The organism is Bartonella clarridgeiae ATCC 51734 (assembly GCF_000518185.1).
In the GTDB taxonomy this organism is placed as follows: Bacteria; Pseudomonadota; Alphaproteobacteria; order Rhizobiales; family Rhizobiaceae; genus Bartonella; species Bartonella clarridgeiae.
Window position 1 is genome coordinate 94,807 of sequence record NZ_JADC01000011.1, and the last position, 20,387, is coordinate 115,193.

General features: G+C 37.3%; 14 protein-coding genes. 3 read left to right on the top strand and 11 right to left on the bottom strand.

The window, feature by feature from the left end:
- Positions 1-141: 141 nt before the first annotated feature.
- The 4 genes from purH to htpX form a co-directional block, all read right to left on the bottom strand.
- Positions 142-1,758: a bifunctional phosphoribosylaminoimidazolecarboxamide formyltransferase/IMP cyclohydrolase gene (gene purH, locus T420_RS0104055; RefSeq protein WP_013545601.1), complete on the bottom strand. Its 1,617-nt coding sequence runs from the start codon at positions 1,756-1,758 to the stop codon at positions 142-144.
- A 144-nt stretch (positions 1,759-1,902) separates the two neighbouring features.
- Positions 1,903-3,615 (bottom strand): heparinase II/III family protein, encoded by a 1,713-nt coding sequence (locus T420_RS0104060; protein ID WP_035450923.1) that lies wholly within the window; start codon positions 3,613-3,615, stop codon positions 1,903-1,905.
- 57 nt (positions 3,616-3,672) lie between these two features.
- Positions 3,673-5,040 (bottom strand): RsmB/NOP family class I SAM-dependent RNA methyltransferase, encoded by a 1,368-nt coding sequence (locus T420_RS0104065; RefSeq protein ID WP_013545603.1) that lies wholly within the window; start codon positions 5,038-5,040, stop codon positions 3,673-3,675.
- Between the two features lie 41 nt (positions 5,041-5,081).
- A complete protein-coding gene (gene htpX, locus T420_RS0104070) occupies positions 5,082-6,140 on the bottom strand; it encodes a zinc metalloprotease HtpX (RefSeq protein ID WP_013545604.1) in 1,059 nt (352 codons plus the stop codon).
- 83 nt (positions 6,141-6,223) lie between these two features.
- Between htpX and T420_RS0104075 the strand changes: the two genes are divergently transcribed.
- A complete protein-coding gene (locus T420_RS0104075) occupies positions 6,224-6,430 on the top strand; it encodes a DUF1674 domain-containing protein (protein WP_013545605.1) in 207 nt (68 codons plus the stop codon).
- Between the two features lie 129 nt (positions 6,431-6,559).
- On the opposite strand, the gene rpsP is transcribed toward T420_RS0104075, so the two are convergent.
- The 4 genes from rpsP to T420_RS0104095 form a co-directional block, all read right to left on the bottom strand.
- Positions 6,560-6,931 (bottom strand): 30S ribosomal protein S16, encoded by a 372-nt coding sequence (gene rpsP / locus T420_RS0104080; RefSeq protein ID WP_013545606.1) that lies wholly within the window; start codon positions 6,929-6,931, stop codon positions 6,560-6,562.
- Between the two features lie 85 nt (positions 6,932-7,016).
- Positions 7,017-7,274 (bottom strand): chorismate mutase, encoded by a 258-nt coding sequence (locus tag T420_RS07520; RefSeq protein WP_013545607.1) that lies wholly within the window; start codon positions 7,272-7,274, stop codon positions 7,017-7,019.
- A 25-nt stretch (positions 7,275-7,299) separates the two neighbouring features.
- On the bottom strand, positions 7,300-8,859 hold the full coding sequence (gene ffh, locus T420_RS0104090; RefSeq protein WP_013545608.1) for a signal recognition particle protein: 1,560 nt from the start codon (positions 8,857-8,859) through the stop codon (positions 7,300-7,302).
- Between the two features lie 228 nt (positions 8,860-9,087).
- Complete coding sequence (locus T420_RS0104095) at positions 9,088-9,747, bottom strand: carbonic anhydrase (protein WP_013545609.1); 660 nt, start codon at positions 9,745-9,747, stop codon at positions 9,088-9,090.
- Between the two features lie 269 nt (positions 9,748-10,016).
- Here T420_RS0104095 and T420_RS0104100 point away from each other — a divergent pair, with 269 nt between their 5' ends.
- A complete protein-coding gene (locus tag T420_RS0104100; protein WP_035450926.1) occupies positions 10,017-14,732 on the top strand; it encodes an NAD-glutamate dehydrogenase in 4,716 nt (1,571 codons plus the stop codon).
- 313 nt (positions 14,733-15,045) lie between these two features.
- Here T420_RS0104100 and T420_RS0104105 read toward each other — a convergent pair whose 3' ends face one another.
- The 3 genes from T420_RS0104105 to T420_RS0104115 form a co-directional block, all read right to left on the bottom strand.
- Positions 15,046-15,831, bottom strand: coding sequence for a glutamine amidotransferase (locus T420_RS0104105; protein ID WP_013545611.1), 786 nt, complete (start codon positions 15,829-15,831; stop codon positions 15,046-15,048).
- An 89-nt stretch (positions 15,832-15,920) separates the two neighbouring features.
- Positions 15,921-17,465, bottom strand: coding sequence for a heme biosynthesis protein HemY (locus T420_RS0104110; RefSeq protein ID WP_013545612.1), 1,545 nt, complete (start codon positions 17,463-17,465; stop codon positions 15,921-15,923).
- Between the two features lie 12 nt (positions 17,466-17,477).
- On the bottom strand, positions 17,478-18,647 hold the full coding sequence (locus T420_RS0104115; protein WP_013545613.1) for a COG4223 family protein: 1,170 nt from the start codon (positions 18,645-18,647) through the stop codon (positions 17,478-17,480).
- Between the two features lie 769 nt (positions 18,648-19,416).
- Here T420_RS0104115 and T420_RS0104120 point away from each other — a divergent pair.
- Complete coding sequence (locus T420_RS0104120) at positions 19,417-20,271, top strand: YihY/virulence factor BrkB family protein (RefSeq protein ID WP_013545614.1); 855 nt, start codon at positions 19,417-19,419, stop codon at positions 20,269-20,271.
- The last annotated feature ends 116 nt before the right edge of the window (positions 20,272-20,387 follow it).

Consider the following 20,387-nt stretch of genomic DNA (forward strand, 5'->3'; position numbering starts at 1 on the left):
ACCATTATATTAAATTCCTAAATGGATAAGATAAAACAAATTACAAAAATGAGGTGTGTTATAACTGCATAACTGATTTGCATTTATAACATAGAAGCATATAATTTTTTCTTGTTTTGAAGAATAAAAAGATACACAAATCTAGTGGCGAAAATGTCTCACCCCTGTGAAAACCATTGCTACACCATGCGTATCGGCTGCTGCAATAACTTCCTCATCGCGTATCGATCCCCCTGGTTGAATAACCGCTGTTGCACCAGCTTCAATCACGGATAGCAGGCCATCTGCAAAGGGAAAAAATGCATCTGATGCAACCACAGAACCCTTAGTTAAAGATTCCGTTAAGCCCATCTTTTGTGCACGTTCCTCAGCCTTACGCGCTGCAATTTTTGCCGAATCAACACGACTCATTTGACCAGCACCAATCCCGACGGTTGCATTGTTTTTTGCGTAAACAATAGCGTTTGACTTGACGTGTTTAACAACACGAAAAGCAAATTTAAGATCACGCATTTCATCCTGGCTCGGCTCCCGTTTTGTTACTATTCGCAATTCAAGATCATCAACAACGGCATTATCACGCGTTTGCACCAAAAGTCCTCCTGAAAGTGTTTTAGCAACTAACCCATCATAACGTGGATCAGGCACTCCTCCTGTTATCAACAAACGGAGATTCTTTTTCTGAGCAATGATTTCGCGTGCAGGCATTGTAGCATCAGGAGCAATAATCACTTCAGTAAAAATTTTAATAATTTCTTCTGCACAAGCTTCATCAAGAGGCTGATTTAAAGCAATAATACCACCAAATGCTGATACATCATCACACACCAAAGCTTTCAAATAAGCCTCTTTCAAATTCTGCCCTTCTGCAACCCCACAAGGATTGGCATGTTTAATAATAGCAACGGCAGCACTTTTTTGGGGATCAAATTCTGATACAAGTTCAAATGCTGCATCGGTATCATTCATATTATTATAAGAAAGTTTTTTTCCTTGCAAAAGTGTTGCAGTTGCAACACCAAAACGTTTGTCACCGGAGCGATAAAATGCCGCTTGTTGATGTGGATTTTCTCCATAGCGCATTACACTTTCAAGATGACCAGAAAAACTCTGCCAAGACGGTGATTTAATCTTTAAATCTTTCGCAAACCAAGCTGCTATCGCAGCATCATAAGCAGCTGTACGCTCATAAGCACGTGTTGCTAATTGACGCCGGAATGAAAAGCTTAAACACCCATCATGCTGTTTCAATTCAGCCAAAACCAGTGCATAATCATAAACTGCTGTCACAACACCGGTATAAGCGTGATTCTTAGCCGCTGCACGGATCATCGCTGGTCCACCAATATCAATATTTTCAAGAATTGTTTGCGAATCTACCCGTGACAGAGAAGTTTCTTCAAAAGGGTAAAGATTAACAACAAGAAGATCAATTCCATTTATACCATGCTGTTCCATAGCAGCCTTATGGTTTGGATCTTTTCTTATTCCTAATAAAGCACCATGAACTAAAGGGTGAAGTGTTTTGACACGTCCATCCATTATTTCTGGAAACCCTGTAACATCAGAAACATCTTTTACAGGTAAACCCGCAGCACTTAATACTTTGGATGTTCCTCCAGTTGAAATCAATTCAATTCCATAAGCATGAAGTGCTTGCGCAAACTCAATCAAACCAGTTTTATCAGAAACAGAAAGAAGAGCACGACGGATTTGATGAAGATCAACCGTAGAAAATTGTTTTGCAATAAAAACCATAATAGAAATCCTAAAATAAAATGGCTAAAATTCAAAAAAGTCTCTCTGGACATAAAAAACATACTCACAGAACGTCAAGCAAATGCTCCAACCCACAAATAATAGAATAATAGAATCACCTTGCTTGATATTCACAAACGAATATTATGCTAATTTATGACGCATAAAACGCCAACGAATTTTTCTCTGCAATGCAGGGCGAAAATATAAAACAATCTGCTGTGTTCGTTGTGGACCTTTTAGATCAGCAAAATCAATTGAGTCTTCGAGAAAAATTTCAGCATCAGGTGATATAAAATGCCACTCTTGCCCACTTTCTACAGCTAAACAGACGCGATTGCCATCATAATTAGCCTCAACCTGCGGATTAAGATGAAACCGAACAGCAACACTATCGCCTTCATTTTGATTTGCCTTATATTTATACCATCGATTTTTCTGCGGTGTGAAAAAGTGATCAAAGCCCTCAATTATTTCCCCATTTCTAGCTAAAATGAGGCCGCGCTCATGCAAAAGATTAAAAGGCTTCACATAGCCATCATGACATGCAATAAAGCCAATTTTATCTAAATCTTCTATACGTTGCACTTTAACATCCGTCGGCCCTTCAAATAAAAAAGAAGCGCCATTTTTCTTTTTTTTGCGAAAAGCGCCCACTGAACAATCATTCAATATTGCTGTTGAATGTGCTGCTGTTAAACGCCCAAAATGCTGATATTCTTCAGGCCCATAAGGATTAATCCCTGTATTTATAATAAAGCGATTTCCCTGCGAAGACATCTCAAATGATAAACATCCTGAACATGCATATCCTGCAACAGAAGATGGTGGAAATTTTCCCGTATCTGCAAGAACTGTCGTTTGATTAGCCTGTAAACGCTGAAAACCAGAATAACGGGCATGACTAAAAGGATGCCCAACTGTTTCATCAAAATTTAAAATAGCCGATAAACGTTCTGGTATAATAGGTCCGACGCCATTGAAACGTGCCAATGTTTGATCTTCATGAATAAAAAATCGCAAAGCAGGCAGCATACGCTCAACGGAATCAATTAAAACACGCGGTGCTGTTTCATTACTGTGCATATACAGGTAACGCAAAGATAATAAATCCGATAATAAATTGAGCAAAATAGCAGGACTACGCGAAATATGGCCACCATCAACAAGAATTTGATATGAAAGTTCATAAACAAGATAAGTTTGTATTTTTTTCTTCACTGCTGCAGAAACAGGCAAAGATAAAGATGCAAATGCCAAAGAAATTGCTGCTTGTAAACGCTGCTCATTTGATTCCATACTACGAATCAAAATGCGCAAATAACGAAACTGAAAACCAAGTGAACGTAAAAAACGCTTTTCAAAACTCTTACTCACCCCCTCTAATAACATTTGCGAATGACAAATCCATGAAATTAGTCGTCTTGCTACGACTACTCCACTCCAAGAAGGTCCTTTTATCTTCTTACTATGGTGCTCTAACCAATCTTCCACCAAAGAACGCGCATGAACTTTTGCCAATTCACTCCGTGTTGCTGTCATATGTCGCAACCAATGAAAATCATGAAGTGCTATTTCCCATTCCAGCATTGGCGGCACTAATGAAAAAGGCGAAAGAGCACCAGATTGAACAGTACAACCAGAAAAAGAAAAACGGCCATGGTAAAATTCATGCGCCATCATTGGATCAGCTAAATGCAAATCAATTGGATGCGCTAAAATCTTTTGTGGACGAAAACCAGAAAATCGCCAACGAAACAGTGGTCCTACCCATAAACGCCGCAGAAATCCTTTTATCGCATATACAACGGTTGATACCTTTATCCGAGAACCAATCTCTGCAATTACCAAAACCATATCTCCGTTTGTATTTATCTAACACAACTTCAACTATTTGAGTAAATGAAACGTTAATTAACTTACCTTTCGGAAGCGTGCTGCAAAAAAACCATCCATTCCTAAGAACAATTTTTCTTCCGTATTAAAATTTTCATCACAAAAATCAGAAGGTATTGTACGCAAAAAACCTTTTATTGATAACAAATGCGCCATAGCACCCATTTCCTCTGCTAAAATAGGCTCTAAAACAATATCATGACGCGTTGATAAAATTTTCTCAACAAGGTCTTCACCCTCTTCTCTTGCCAATGAACAATTAGAAAAAATAATGCGTCCATTTTTTTTCAATAAAGCAATTGCTGCTAAAAGCAAATCATATTGCATCTCTGCTAATTTGGTGACATCGTCCATTGTCTTTATCCATAAAATATCTGGATGACGACGTATTGTCCCGGTAGAAGAACAAGGTGCATCAAGAAGAACAGCATCAAAAAGCTGATCAGGGTGAAATTGTCTTACATCACCAAGCCAATAGCGTACTGAGAAGTTGAGTCGATCCATATTTTCCTTTAAACGCTTTAATCGATTGGCCGAAATATCGATAGCTGTTACATCTGCTCCCTGCAAAACCAATTGCGCTGTTTTACCCCCAGGACTTGCGCAAAGATCCGCTACCTTCTTGCCATGAATATTTCCCAGCAAACAAGCAGGTAAAGCCGCCGCAACATCTTGAACCCACCAAGCTCCTTCTGCATAGCCCGGCAAATCAGTGATAGAATAAGCCGAAGAAACAAGCCGAACTGAACCATTAGGCAAAACAATTCCTCCCAATTGCTTTGCCCAACCAGCGCTATCGGATTTCACCGTCAAATCAAGAGGGGGTATTATACTTTGAATTGCTACAATTTGATCAGCTTTCTCTGCTCCATATGTTGATACTAAAAGTCGCTCGAACCAAGTTGGAATAGCTTTAATTGTAGGTGTTTGCACCCGCAAAATAGCCGCCTCACGTGCAAAATTGCGTAAAATAGCATTCACTAACCCCGAGAAACGCCGCATACGCGGATCAATCTTTGCCACTCGTACCGCTAAATCAATCGCCGCATGATCGGGAACATCAAGATAAAGAATTTGAGTTATACTGATATGTAAAAGGTGGTGCAATGAAAACGCTTGTGATGGCAAAGGACGCGTTAAAAAGCGTGATAAAGCCACTGTAATCTGACTTCGGTGACGTAATGCTGCTCCCAAAATAGCTCGACACAATAAACGATCACGATATGAAAGTCCCAAATATTGTGGATGACCATACTCATTATCTGTCAAACCAGAAAGAGGCGTATGCTTATCAAGCACCGCACCTAACAAACGAACGCAAACTTGTCGAACAACCAACCCAGGCACATCTATCTCAAACATATGCCCCGCTTTCTTATCTTTCAAAATAGTGCCCTTACTATAGTCTGTTTTTTTAAATTTTATGATTAAAATTTCTTTGGATTTTTACGACGAAGCCAAGCAGGACGATTTTTCACCCGTGGCAAAACATTTGTTTCTTGATAGCTTAACGTGCTATTCTTATCCTTAAAACTTAGATTTTCGTAGTCTAAGATGCTATTTTCTCCTTTTAGTTTATTCTCCTCATAGTGCTTGATTATTCCTTGATCGATTGTTGATATATTCATTTCTACTGCTTGCTGTTGCAATGCTGCAATACGATTTGCCGTCGCTGGGTGCGTAGAAAAAAAGCTATCCGCACCTTCACCACTCAAAGGATTAATAATAAACATATGGGCCGTTGTTGGATGATGTTCTGCCTCTTCATTATAGACCGCATGTCCACCCCCTGCAATCTTTCTCAAAGCCGAAGCTAACCATAAGGGATTACCACATATCTCAGCACCCCTCCGATCAGCAGCATATTCACGTGTACGGCTAATAGCCATTTGCACCAACATAGCTGCAAAAGGTGCTACCAACATAGCAATAATCCCAACAAATGCCCCTTTACCTTGAGAAAACCTTGAAGAATTGCGTTTTTCTCCGATCAATAAAGCAAAATTACCAAGCATTGAAATAGCCCCTGCAATTGTTGCTGTAAGAGTCATTGTCAATGTATCACGATGCTCAATATGTGCTAATTCATGAGCCATAACTCCAGAAATTTCTTCTGCACTTAACTTTTCCAATAACCCTGTACTAGCAGCAACAGCAGCATTTTGCGGATTACGCCCTGTAGCGAAAGCATTCGGCTGCGCATTATCAATAATATAAACCTTTGGTTGAGGAAGAGAGGCTTTTTGTGCTAACTTACTCACAATATTATAATAATTATAATAAACTGGCATAGAACGCTGATCAACCTCACGTGCTCCATATATACGCAAAACTATTTTATCTGAATTCCAATAAGAAAAAAAATTTAAGCCACCTGCCATTAAAAGCGCAATAAGCATACCATTGCCTCCTCCAATGAGATAACCAAGCCCCATAAAAAGAGCCGTCATAAAAGCCAAAAGCATCGCTGTGCGCATTCTATTCATGATTAAAAACTCCATGATAAAATATAATTATTTCTATATGATGGGGTTCTCGTGTTATTTCTTCAATGAAATTGAGGTATAAAATGAACAAAAAAATGAGCACACAAGATACCGCCATCCCCGATCACACACGGCTTCCCCCTGAAGCACAACGCGCGCTCCAAGAAGCTGAAGAAAGGCGCAAACATGCAACAAATGAAAATCAGCCATTAGAAAACGGCGGACGCGGTGGTAAAGATCCCGTGCGCTATGGAGATTGGGAAGTGAAAGGTCGCGCAGTTGACTTTTAAAGCCTCCATTGACTTTAAAAATCCAAACCACCTTCTAAAGGAAACAAACTTTTTAAAAACAAAACCAACAGTGAAATCTCACTTTGCATAAGCTTTTAAGACTCAAACTGTTGGTTTGCTTAACAATAATTATGCTTCTTCTTTTGAAGTTGTTTCTGCCGCTTTTTCTTCAGCAGCTTGTTTTGCTGCAGCTATACGTTCTTGTGCTTTTTTACCAGGCTCACCTTTATGAGGATTGTTACGTGCTGGACGCTTTTTTAACCCAGCAGCATCTAAAAATCGTAAAACACGATCTGTCGGTTGAGCACCTTGACCAAGCCAATATTGGATACGCTCTTCATTAAGTTTCACACGTTTCCCATCTTTAGGTAACATTGGATCCCATGCACCAACACGTTCAAGAAAACGCCCATCGCGTGGACTCCGCACATCCGCAACGACGATATGATAATAAGGACGTTTTTTTGAACCGCCACGGGACAAACGAATTTTCAATGCCATATTTTTCTCCTGTTGTCATCTTTGACTTGTCGTTTAAACTAATTTGTTTCTTTATTCTCTTCAGAAATCATTTTGTGATTATCAATCACTTCTTGAGTAATGAACTGTAAAATTTCCTAGCAAAATCCTGATCAAGATGACTGTCTAGAGCTAATTGCCACAAATGTGCCACCTGACATTGCTCGCGGGTACGATTCTCTGCAGGCAAATCATAACGTGCTTTTAAAACTCCCATTGCTTGCGTACAATGAAACCTTTCTGCTAAAATATGAACCAGCACTGCATCAAAATTACCAATAGATGCCCGCAAATACCTTAAATCATTGGGTGCTTTTCCCTGCATTACACTTCGCTCTCTTCTTGTCTTTTTATTTCTTCTTAGAAAAAGGAGGAATTTTCTCCTTTCCCTCTGAAAGACCATTGAAAAGACCAGGAAGCGTTAATCCACGCCCTGGAAGTCCGGGTAGCCCACTCCCTAAATGATCCTTTTCAACCTGCTTTTGCAGTTTTGATAATTGAATTGAATCAAACTCCGATAAATCAGGCATAACACCAGGAGCCCCCATACCACCAAATCCCATTTTGGAACCAAGGCCCCCTAGCATTTTTCCCATAAGACCACCTTTATTTTTGCCTCGCATAGCTTTCATCATATCAGCCATTTGGCGGTGCATTTTTAAAAGCTTATTGATATCTGCTGCACTTGTCCCCGATCCCTTAGCAATTCTCTGTTTACGGCTATGTTTTAAAATCTCAGGATTGGCACGCTCTGCATGGGTCATCGATGAAATAATCGCTAATTGCCGATTTAAAAGACGATCATCAAAACCTGCAGCTGTAATTTGATCTTTCACCTTGCTCAAACCTGGCATCATACCCATAATGCTTCCCATTCCACCAAGTTTTTTCATTTTATGCAATTGTTCTGCCAGATCATTGAGATCAAATTTTCCAGCCTGCATTTTTTTCGCAAAAGCTGCTACTTTTTCACGATCAATTGTTTCAGCAGCCTTTTCAACCAAAGAAACAATATCACCCATACCGAGAATACGATCTGCAATACGACGGGGATGAAACTCTTCTAAAGCATCCATTTTTTCACCGGTTCCAATTGCTTTAATCGGCTTACCCGTCACTGCACGCATTGAAAGAGCAGCCCCACCGCGGCCATCACTTTCCATACGTGTTAAAATAATCCCTGTAATCCCTATACGCTCATTAAAAGAACGTGCAAGATTAACCGCATCTTGACCAGTAAGACTATCAGCCACCAACATAATTTCATAAGGTTGTGAAGATGCTTTGATTTCTATTAATTCAAGCATAAGTGCTTCATCAATATGGTTACGCCCTGCTGTATCAAGAAGCACAACATCATAGCCCCCTAATCTAGCAGCCTGCAATGCCCGTGTAGAAATATCGACAGCAGATTGATCAGGAATAATCGGTAAACTGTCAATTTGCACCTGCTTCCCTAATTGACGGAGTTGCTCTTGCGCCGCAGGACGACGTGTATCCAACGATGCCATTAAGACTTTTTTATTGTGCTTATCTGTTAAACGCTTTGCAAGCTTTGCTGTTGTTGTTGTTTTCCCCGATCCTTGTAAACCAACCAGCATAATAACAACCGGTGCCGGCGCATTGAGATCACTTAAAACACTCTCGCTCCCAAGCATATGAACCAGTTCATCATGAACAATCTTTACAACCATTTGACCAGGTTTAATTGATTTAACTATTGCAGCCCCAACAGCTTTTTCACGAACTTTATCGGTAAAAGAACGAACAACATCTAAAGCAACATCAGCTTCCAACAAGGCACGGCGAATTTCACGCAGCGCTGTTGTTATATCCTGATCTGATAAAACACCACGTCCCGTCAAATTAGATAGAATGGAACCAAGACGTTCTTGCAAAGATTCAAACATTATTTACCTCAATTGCTCCATAACAAACAAATCAACATGCCACCCGAGGACGCAACGCGTTGTCGGATGTTGACCTCTGGGATCTTTTACACCTCAATAAGGGTCCCAGGCGGTGGCTCCAAATTAATCATTGTCATTGAATGCTATTTTCTTCAAACAACAAAAACCCTTCTTTGTCAAGATATATCACACAGTGCCTTTTTAGATGAAACCTAAAATAAAAATCACTTATGTCTGCGCAGAAGCTCCACTTTCAACACGCACAAAATCACCCGTTTCTTGTTCCATACTCCATAATTCACCGCTTGCAATATCAAACCAAGCACCGTGTACTGTCAAAAATCCTTGATCTTTACGTGCCTTTAACCACGGAAATGTTTCCAAATTCTTCAGTGAATAACGAATAGAAAGGCGTTCCAATGCAGTCTGTTTTTCTAAGAGAGTTATCAATTTATTGTTGATTACTGCTTCCCTAGCAGGAGCCAAAAGACTCATCCATCGACCAATAAAATCATCTGATAATAAGGATTTGCATGTTCCATTAAGGACCTTACTAATCCCCCCGCAGTGCGCATGACCCAAAATAACAACATGCTTAACTTCAAGCAATTGAACCGCAAATTCTATAGCAGCTGATGTTGCATGATATTGATGATCAGGAGAAAAAGGAGGAACTAAATTGGCTACATTACGCAACACAAAAATTTCACCTGGGCTTGCATCAAAAATAATTTCTGGTATCGCACGCGAATCACAGCACGCAATCACTAAAGTTTCAGGTTTCTGTCCTTCATTCGCCAATTGCCAATAACGTTCTAATTTATGAACAAAATGATTCGTTATAAAGGATTGATAACCTCTTAAAAGTTTTTCCGGTAAACGTGCCATATATTTACTTTCACTGTACACTTCAAAAATATGCTCTTACCCAGAAAAAATAAAATTAATGAAAATATTCTTATCAACCACATAATATACTTTCTTAAAACAATAAAACTATTTTTAAGAAACACTTTTTACGAAGTGGAACAATAATTTTATTATTATCTGCAATAAATAACTATTCACTTCAAAGGGAAGATGTTACAGTGTAAAAAAATCGAATAAAGACCTGTTCTTAACGTAAAGAAAAGGTTGCCACAATAAATAAAGGGAGGATGATTGTGTCAACACAAACAGCATTAGATATAACGAGTACTCAAAATAAAATAGAACAAATTCTTTTTGCTCATACCGATAAAGAAGATATTGCTTTATATAAAAAGGATGAGCTTCAAAAAGCTACAAATGTAGCTCTCGAAGCATTTGAATCCCACCAAACAGGTAAAAGTACAATTTGCTTTGAACACGCTTTAACGCGCAATGATAAACCTATAACCGTTATTACACTGGTTAATGATAACAAACCTTTTCTTCTTGATTCTGTTTTGCATGTCTTTAAACAACAAATAAATCACATTTATCTGATCGCTCACCCTATTCTTGAATGCACCTCGGGACAACGCATCAGCTTGATGCAAATCCACATTGAAGCATTAAACCAAGAACAAACTAAAAAGCTTAAAGATGAGCTTACTTTGGTCCTTGAACAAGTCAATGCTGCTGTACAAGACTGGAAACCCATGCTTGAAGAAGTCAAGAAGCATATTCATACCTATCAAACAAATCTTCCATCAAGCTACCAAAATGAAGGTGTAAAAGCCATTGAATTTCTCGAATGGCTTATGAACAATAATTTCATCTTTCTTGGAATGCGTACCTATGACTTTACTGAAAGCCAAGAGTCAAAAAAAGCCTTTAAAGCCGGTAGTATTGAACTAGGTATTCTTACTGATGCTTCTATTCGCATTATTGGTGATACAAGCGTAGAAGAACGTCCTAAAGAAGTCTTATCTTTTATGGAAAGCAATAATCTGCTTATTGTTACAAAAGCTAATAGCCGCTCAAAAATCCACCGTCCTGTTTGGTTAGATTATATCGGTATTAAGATGTTTGATAAAGAAGGGTATCTATGTGGAGAATTACGTATTGTTGGGTTGTTTACATCCTCTGCCTATACACACTCTATTCTGCAAATTCCTTTTTTAAAAGAAAAAGCTGAAATTATTATTCAACGCCTTGGATATAATCCGGCTGACTATTCTGGAAAAGCGCTGATGAGTGTCTTAGAAACCTATCCAAGAGATGAAATGTTTCGCTCTGATGTTGATACATTGACAAAAAATGCCGAACTTATCATGCAATTGGATGAACGTCCGCGATTACGGGTACTCGCTCACACTGATCCTTTTGGGCGTTTTGTTTCCATTCTTGTCTATGTACCACGTAACCAATATAGTAGTAATATCCGCGAAAAAATTGGAACATACTTTGTTGAGACCTATAAAAGTGATTTTTTTGAATCTTATCCACTCTTCTTAGAAAGTACGCTTATCCGTGTCCATTACATTATCCATCGCAAAGGAAGTCACAGTGCTCCTGTGATTGAGCGAACTACACTTGAACATCATGTTCGCTCTATAACACGAAATTGGGAAGATAGTATTCAAACCGTAGCTCTTATTCATAAAGCAACAGATCAACAAGTACTTCTAGCCAGTCAATTCCCCAATAGCTATCGTGATTTATTTTCAGCTGAAGATGCAATTAAAGATGCTGACCATATTTTAAGTCTTAATAACGAAAAACCTCTTTTCGTTACTTTTTACCGCCCCCACAATAAAGAAAAACAAAATATTTCTCTGAGACTCTTTCATCGCAATGAGGCGCTTGCCCTTTCCAAACGTGTACCACTTCTTGAAAATATGGGCTTTCGTGTTATTGCTGAACAAACATTAGAACTCCCAGACGGCTATGGACGTTCTGTATATCTTCACGATATGCAATTGGAAAGTGCCTTCCAACTTGATATTGATCTCGATAAAAATGCACAAAAACATGCTGAAACATTTGAAGCCGTTTGGGAACAAAATGCTGACAATGATGCCTTTAATGCCTTAACACAAACAGCTCAACTCGATTGGCGTGAAATTGTTATCTTGCGTCATTATGGGCGCTATCTCCAACAAACTGGAATTCCTTATTCACAAAAACGCGTTGCTCAAACTTTAAATGCCTATCCTGATATTACTCAAGATCTTTATGCTTTATTTCATTTGAAATTCCATCAGAGCCATAAAGAAAAAGAACGACTCAACAATGAACAAATCATTCAGCAACGTATTGAAGAAAAATTGCAGAAAGTGCCAAGTTTAGATGATGATCTTATTTTGCGTCGTTACCGTAATCTCATTGTTGCAAGCTTACGAACAAATGCCTATTCCCCTCTTCCTGACGGCAAACCACGGCGTATCATAGCAACCAAATTAAATCCACGCCAAATTGAAGGCTTACCTGAACCCCGTCCTTATCGAGAAATTTTTGTTTATGGACCTGAAGTTGAAGGTGTCCATTTACGTTTTGGTCCTATTGCGCGTGGTGGTATTCGTTGGTCCGACCGTGCATTGGATTACCGTACTGAAATATTAGACCTCGTTAAAGCTCAACAAGTCAAAAACGCCGTTATTGTCCCTGTGGGTGCAAAAGGTGGATTTTTTCCTCATCGTCTTCCTCAAACCAATGATCGTGCCATTGTAACAGAAGCTGCACGACAAGCTTACACAAACTATATTGCAGCACTCCTTTCTATTACTGATAACCTAATCGATGGTAAAATATACCCGCCTCAAAATGTAATTTGTCATGATGGCGATGATCCTTATTTTGTTGTTGCTGCAGATAAAGGTACTGCGACCTTTTCTGATACGGCCAACGCTATTAGCCAAACAAATAATTTTTGGCTTGATGACGCTTTTGCTTCCGGAGGATCAGCAGGATATGACCATAAAGCTATTGGTATTACAGCTAAAGGTGTATGGGAAGCTGTAAAAAGACATTTTCGAGAATCATTTAATCACGATATCCAAACAACACCTTTTACCTGTATTGGAGTTGGTGATATGTCGGGCGATGTTTTTGGGAATGGAATGTTACTTTCTCAACAAACAAAGCTTATCGCTGCCTTTGACCATCGCGATATTTTTATCGATCCGGAACCAAATATAGCAGCAAGTTATGCAGAGCGTATGCGCCTCTTCCAACTTCCCCGTTCAAGTTGGCAAGATTATGATCAAACAAAACTCTCAAAAGGTGGTGGTATTTTCTCACGAACAACCAAAACTATTACTCTTTCTCCTGAAGCAGCAAAAGCTATTGGCTTTGAAAAACAAACAGGAACGCCCTTTGAAATTATTACGGCCATTTTAAAAGCCCCTGTAGATCTTTTATGGTTTGGCGGCATTGGAACCTATATTCGCGCAACAACGGAAACCGATACTCAAGTGGGCGATCGCACAAACGATTCTATTCGCATTACTGGCGAACAAGTGCGAGCCAAAGTTATTGGTGAAGGAGCCAACCTCGGTCTTACGCAACGCGGTCGAATTGAATATGTCTTAAACGGCGGGCGATGCAATACCGATGCCATTGACAATTCCGCAGGTGTTAATTGTTCTGATCTTGAAGTCAATATCAAAATTGTTCTTGCCTCAGCTCTACAGGCAAAAAAACTTACTCGTGAAGCCCGTAATAAGTTGTTGAAAAAAATGACCCCACAAGTTGAACAATTAGTCTTGCGTAATAATTATTTGCAGACCCTTTCACTTTCCCTAGCTGAAAGCCGAAGTATCATTGATTTGCCTTATCAAATACGTTTTATGCATGATTTAGAACAGAAAAAACTTCTAGATCGCAGAGTTGAAGCTCTCCCTAATGAGCAAATTTTGCGGCAAAGAATTAGCCAAAATCAAGGACTTATACGCCAAGAACTCGCAGTTATTTTAGCTTATGCTAAATTAACTCTGCAGGAAGAAATTGCTAATAATCCCATTGTTGATAATCGTTATTTCGATACAACCTTGTTGAATTATTTTCCAACCCAACTTCAACAAAACTTTAAAAAGGAAATCATTGAACACCAATTACGTCGTGATATTATTGCAACCCTCATTGCTAATGATATTGTAAACCGCGGTGGACCTACTTTTGTTAATCACTTGCAAGATATAACAGGTCAAAAAACTGAAAACATCATTCGTGTTTTCATCGTCATTCGAGATAGTTTTGAAATTCCTCAGCTTTCTAGCCAAATTGATAATCTTGATAATAAAATACCGGGATTGAATCAAAATAAATTCTATGCAGCAATCACTTCAATGCTTTTTGAAGCAACCAATTGGGGCTTGCGCAATATGGATTTCTCAGCGCCACTAGAGGAACTTGTGCAAACAATTAAAAAAGCTCGTAGCCTGATTGAAAAAAACCTTATGCATGCCAACAATCAAGATATTAGTCAAAAAATTGACGAAAAAGCAACGCAATACAATGAAGAAGGAGCACCAAAAGCTTTAGCAACACAATTAGCTCTTTTAGAAATTGCCCCAATGATCTGTGATATTTCTTTGATTGCAGAACAAAGTAAAAGCGACCTTATGAAAACCGCAAAAATCTATTTCTCACTTGCTCAGATTATTCGTATAAATCGTATTACTGAAGCAAGCCAGGCAGTTCCTATTCTTGATTATTATGATGGTATGGCCTTAAGTGAAGCTAAAGAAAATATTGCTGAAAGCTTGCGACAAATTGTTATAAAAATCTTAAAAAATTATAGTAAAAAAAATGATCCTCTAGAAGCTTGGATAAAATCTGATGAAGATCAAATTCACAATATCATCAACCGCGTTAATACATTGATTGAAGGTGATCTCAATGTTTCCCGCTTTACTTTTACAGCAAGCATGATTGCCCAACTCAAAAATACTGCTTTCCAAACTTAAAGCACTAACAAACCAACTTTAAAAAAAATCTTATTTATCTCTTCGCACATAATCTGCGAGGAAATAAGATAAATGTGACGTTGTCTGCTTTTGAGAGAAGAGAATCCAAAATAAAGAATGAGGATTACTGATATTATCTTACTTATGCTAAAACCAATATCAAACCATGCTAATAACGCGGAATAAGTAAAACAAGGAGCTTGCAAATTTCATTCTTCATTGCTCTCTTTTCCTCCAGAAAAATGATTATGCTTTTTTGGATTTTTTGATATCACATTGTTAAACATAACTTATTAAATGAAAATTCTTATTTTTAAGAATAATTTTCAGAATCAGTACAGTTCTCAATTCCCATATTACAAGTAGTGGAAACACCAAAAATTTGTTGTAATGTATTGTCAAACCATTCACACAAAACTTGACCATAGAGTGAATAACCTTTTAAATGTGCGGAAGCAGACTGAGCACCTTTTTTAGTTAATTCTTGAGCTGAGTGTATTAGCCAATCTTGTATCATTGTACGCGTTAATTCAGGATGAAATTGTAAACCCCATGCATTTTTACCATAACGAAAAGCCTGTGTGGGATACGTTTGGCCTGTTGCCAAAAGAACAGCTTCTTTGGGCAAATCGTAGATACCTTCATTATGTAAATGATAGACCATTCCTGGCCAGCTCATAAGTGCCTTTCCTCGCACAGTTCCTTCCAACGGATACCAACCGATTTCTACACTTTCATCACTTTTTGCAGCAACACATCCACCCAAATTTTTTGCGAGCATCTGTGCTCCAAGGCAAATCCCTAAAAAAGGTTTATTGTCTTTCAAAGACAATGAAATCCAATCAATTTCCTCATTAATATATACATCTTTATCATTCACACTCATCGGGCCACCTAAAATCACAACGCCGGCATGATGTTTTAATGTTTTGGGAAGTTTTTGCCCTAAAATAGGGTAATAAAAATCAAGAGAAAAACCATTTCTTTGTAAAAATTGCCCTAAAAGACCAGTCTGTGAAGATTGACGATGCAAAACGACGGCAATTTTCAGTTTATTGTTTCTTTGCTTTTTATCAAGACATGTTTTTGCTAAAAACATTCTTTAACCAATCATTTTTGTAATCAGACTTAATTTAACTTTTTAAATAACAAGAGCCTTATTTTTATCAACAATAGTTACAACACCCTCTAAAATAATTGAAATTTCTCTTTTGGCAAAGAAGCCTCTTCTTCTGTTTCGTTGCCCTCTAAATTTTCAACATTTAAGTGTGTCTGATCGCCTTTTTTTCTATTCTTTTTTTTTGTTTGCGACTTCAATAAAAAATCAAATCCTATCGATGATTTTTTTTCAAAGGATTTATCTTTAACAGCTTCTTTTTCATAAATCGTATCTTTTTTGTCTTCTTTTTTCAGCACCATGTTATCAACTTCTAATGTTATAGGCGAACAGCGGGGAGGTACTTTCCATTCAAAACGACCCAATCGACCACTGATCGGAGAAACTGCCGACCAAGAAGAAAAGAAAGAACCATCACAAGCCCATGCTGGATCACGTTCTGCACGCAATGCTAAAGACAACCATTGACGACTCCCTTGATCATTACCTTGTGCTTCTTCAATATCTGCCAATAATAAATAAACGCCTTCACGTGGATGATAAGTCAGTGCTTTTTGTGCACACTCTCTTGCTAATTCCAATTCCCCTGCATCTAGAGCGGCTTTTGCAACAATAAAAGATGACTCAAATATATCTTTATTATAAGAAGCGAGTTTTTTAGCTCTTTTCAAACGCCCAACTGCACTCTCTTCTCTTCTAAGGTAAAGTGTACCAAAATCAGGATGAGGATTTTCCTGCCAAGCTTTAATAATTATTTTATCGGCTTTGCGAACTTCCTTTAATTTATAAAGGATGTCTGCCATAATCACCGTTATCGGTACAAAATCAGGCATTAATTTATGAGCCTTTAAAATAGCTTTACGTGCTTCTACGAGCTGAGTCTCAACGAAATGAAGTGCTAACCCACTTAATAAAAGAGCATGGATATATTTACGCTCTGGAGTACAATGCTCAGAGCGTGGCAAAGCTCTTTGCGCCCGATGAAAAACATCAAGTGCTTTATTCCACTTCCCTTCAGCACTCAATCGATCAAGAACAAACTGTTGAGCCCATAAAAGCGTTGGTGATAAAGCTAATGCTTCTTCTGCATAGTGCTGTGCTATATCATAAGCTTTTGTATTTATGGCTTCACGAAACAAACCATAAAACCCAGCAAGCTTTGTCAGTTCTTCTTTTTTCATCTCTTCATAAAGAACAATAGCATTCATAGAATCTTTTTGCAAAAATAAGATTTGAGCTCTTAAAAGCTTTATCAGTGGTTCATAATCTTTTACAAGGTATCTTAATGCACGCACTTCCATTTTTTGCGCAGTCATATAATCACCAGCAAAAGCTGCAAGCAGACCCTGTGTAAGAGCTTTGCCACCCTGTTTTTGATAATGTCTAGAAAAAAAGCTGTATAAACTTCTAGGAATGGAAAAAATAATTCTAAAAAACTTCCATAGAAACACTAATATTGCCAACAGTATAACAAGCCCACTCACAATCGTAAGCAGTGAGACAGTAAACCGCATCTGCAAAAATGTTATAACCAAAAAACTATTATTATTGGCACACCAACTAAAAACTGCGCCGATCACACAGACAACAAAAACATAAATAAAAATACGTATCATTCTTGATCCTATTTACATCTTTGCAGCTTCGGAAGACCCTTTTGGCCTAACAATCAACAACTGCTGCAGAATGTGATGGACAGCAAGGTATCGTTTAAGCTGATCAATAAAATCTACCGAAACATTTTTAGCATTTTGAGGTAAAGTTTGCCATTCAACTAAAGCTTTTTCGTAATCTCCAGCTTGAATAGCAACTTCCATCCGTGCCACAATCGCAGGTACCGTTGTCCCTTCAACATATCCAATTGGACGCGAAACAATAAGACTTTTTATCCATACCTCAACCTTCTTTAAAAAATCAGCATTCGATACAACGTTATGCGTACTAACAATTTTATCTGCAACATAAGCAAAATCAGCCGAAAGCTTTGCAGGACTTGGAAGACCCGTATTTGCTGTTTTCTGTAATAAATCAAATCCCGCAACAGAAGGTGCAAAATGTTGCACTGTTTCCAATTCACTCACATAAGATCCACCACGATCTATAGCATTTTTTAACGCATTTACTGCAATAAACATTGCAGTATTTATCCCATCTTTGTCGTTATTCTGAGTGACTATTTCTTTTTGTATATTATCTAACTGTTGTTTTAAGGCGATAATATCGTTTTTATTACTTTTCCCAACAAATAAAGCTTTCTTTACATCTTCTGACATTCCAATCAAAGCTTGTACACGCTTTTCGAAAGCATCTACTTTTTCTTCTAAGATTACAAGAGCTTTGCTTCTCTCTTTTTGAAAAGCTTCATCCTCTTGAAAAGTCTCAAAACGTTGTGATGAAAAAGAAGAAAAATCTGTCTTCAATTTATCAAGCTGTTGAAGCACTTGATCCAACTGTTTTTCTGTTTCTTCTGCTTTTTGTTTTGCGTGTACAGTAATCTGCAGATCTTTTTCTTCCTTCAAACGATCAACTCCTAAAAAAGAAGGGAGAAAACCTGCTCTTTGAATTCCTATCGAAAGACTTATTGTGATAAGACTACCAATAATCCCTGAAACCACTAAAGAAGTCAAAGCAATACCAGATCCCCATCTACTTTTGCTCTCAGCACCGCTTTGCTTTGTTATTATTGGCTCTGCTAAGTGTTGTGTTTCTTGCTCTGAGTCATGGTCTATAATTTCAGATTTAACAACAGATGCCTTATGACTTTTTAATTTTTCTTTTGATCTTGAAGAATTTACCATAATGATCACTTTTCTTATAGCATGCTTTTTTTACAATATGATAACAAAATGAAAAAAACTTTAAAATTAGGTGTTTTTCGAATAATATCCTTTGTTGTATAGTTTTCTTCTTATAATATAGTGTATTAAGTACAGACAAAATCTTTTAAAAATACCTTAAAATCTCTTTTAGAATTTTATCGTAAACATTTCATCACTTAAGCACAAGAAAGCAATTTATTTCGAAAATCTTTTAAAATTTCGCTTTCTAAAGATCCTCTTTAAAAATAAGAATTATAAATATATTCAATCCTATATTTATGAACAATCACGAAATAATTTAGAATGGAAATTCTCAAAGGCTATAGGAATATAAACATCCGAATGGCTTTTATTCCTCTAATTTTAAATTAAAGAATGCACTCAGACACTAAAGAATCGACCGATCTAATGCTCTATGATATTTTTACGAAAATGGTTTGGACAGCATAAACTTTTTAAAACTTCCTTCACAATTTCGTTATTTATAAAATAATTCAGCTTAGTTTACGAATATCTCTTCCTATAAATTCATCCTAAAATCAATTTTCCCCATTGACGTCTGATATATTTCCCGCAGTATAAAAACAAAAAGACCATTTTAAACAAAAATGTAAAATATTTTTTTATCTCGTATATGAACATTCTGATAAACACTGTAATACCTATTGTATGAGTGTTTTTTATTTTTATATACTCCTAATGAAAAAATTGTGCTAATTGTAAAGATATTATCCAAAGGTATTAAAATTTGATAAAAAAAGCATTTTGGTATAGCTACCGTATTTTTGTCAATGCAGTGAGTCATTATTTACGTGATAATGGGAATGCTTTTGCGAGTCATGTTGCACTTTCTGGACTTTTAGCATTTTTTCCTTTTTTTATTTTTGGGACATCTCTTGCTAGTTTTCTGGGGGCATTTAAATATACACCGCAAAAAATTGAAGCACTTGTACAGTTGTTGCCGGATGCGATTGCAGAACCTCTTTCCAAAGAGATTATTACTGTTCTAACCACACAAAGGGGAGATTTATTAACGCTTTCAGTTATTGGAGCAGCTTATTTTGCTTCAAATGGTGTGGGTGCTTTGCGTATAGCATTAAATAAAGCTTACCGTGTTATTGATCGGCGCAGTTTATTTTTTTGTCGTTTTCAAAGTTTGTTTTTCGTAATTATTGGAACAGTAGGTCTTGTCGCTATTAGCTTTTTATTGGTTTTAGCACCTTTACTGATTAAAATTATGCAAAACTATTCTTCCCACATCACTGAATATATTGGTATAATTCGTTTATGGCGTTATATAATTGCGATAGTTGTTCTTCTTACGAGTCTTTTAATTGTTCATAAATGGTTGCCCGCAGGACAGCGGAAATTGATAGATATTTTACCAGGTATTTTAGTAACAATATTTGTTTGGTTTTTAACCTCAATTGCTTTTGCACAATATTTAACAATGTTCAATTATACTTCTACTTATGCAGGATTAACTTCTATTATGGTCGCAATTATTTTTCTGTACATATTAAGCGCGATTTTTATTTTAGGAGGAGAAATAAATGCAGCAATTATGTTTTATCGTGATCATTCACAACGCGCAAATAAATAAGGTAATTTTAGATTGATTAAAAACAAAAGACAAACACAAAAAAACTCACATCACTTTGGGGAATGGATAATATTGATTATAGTCCTATAAAAATCTGAAATTTACCAGGGTATAAA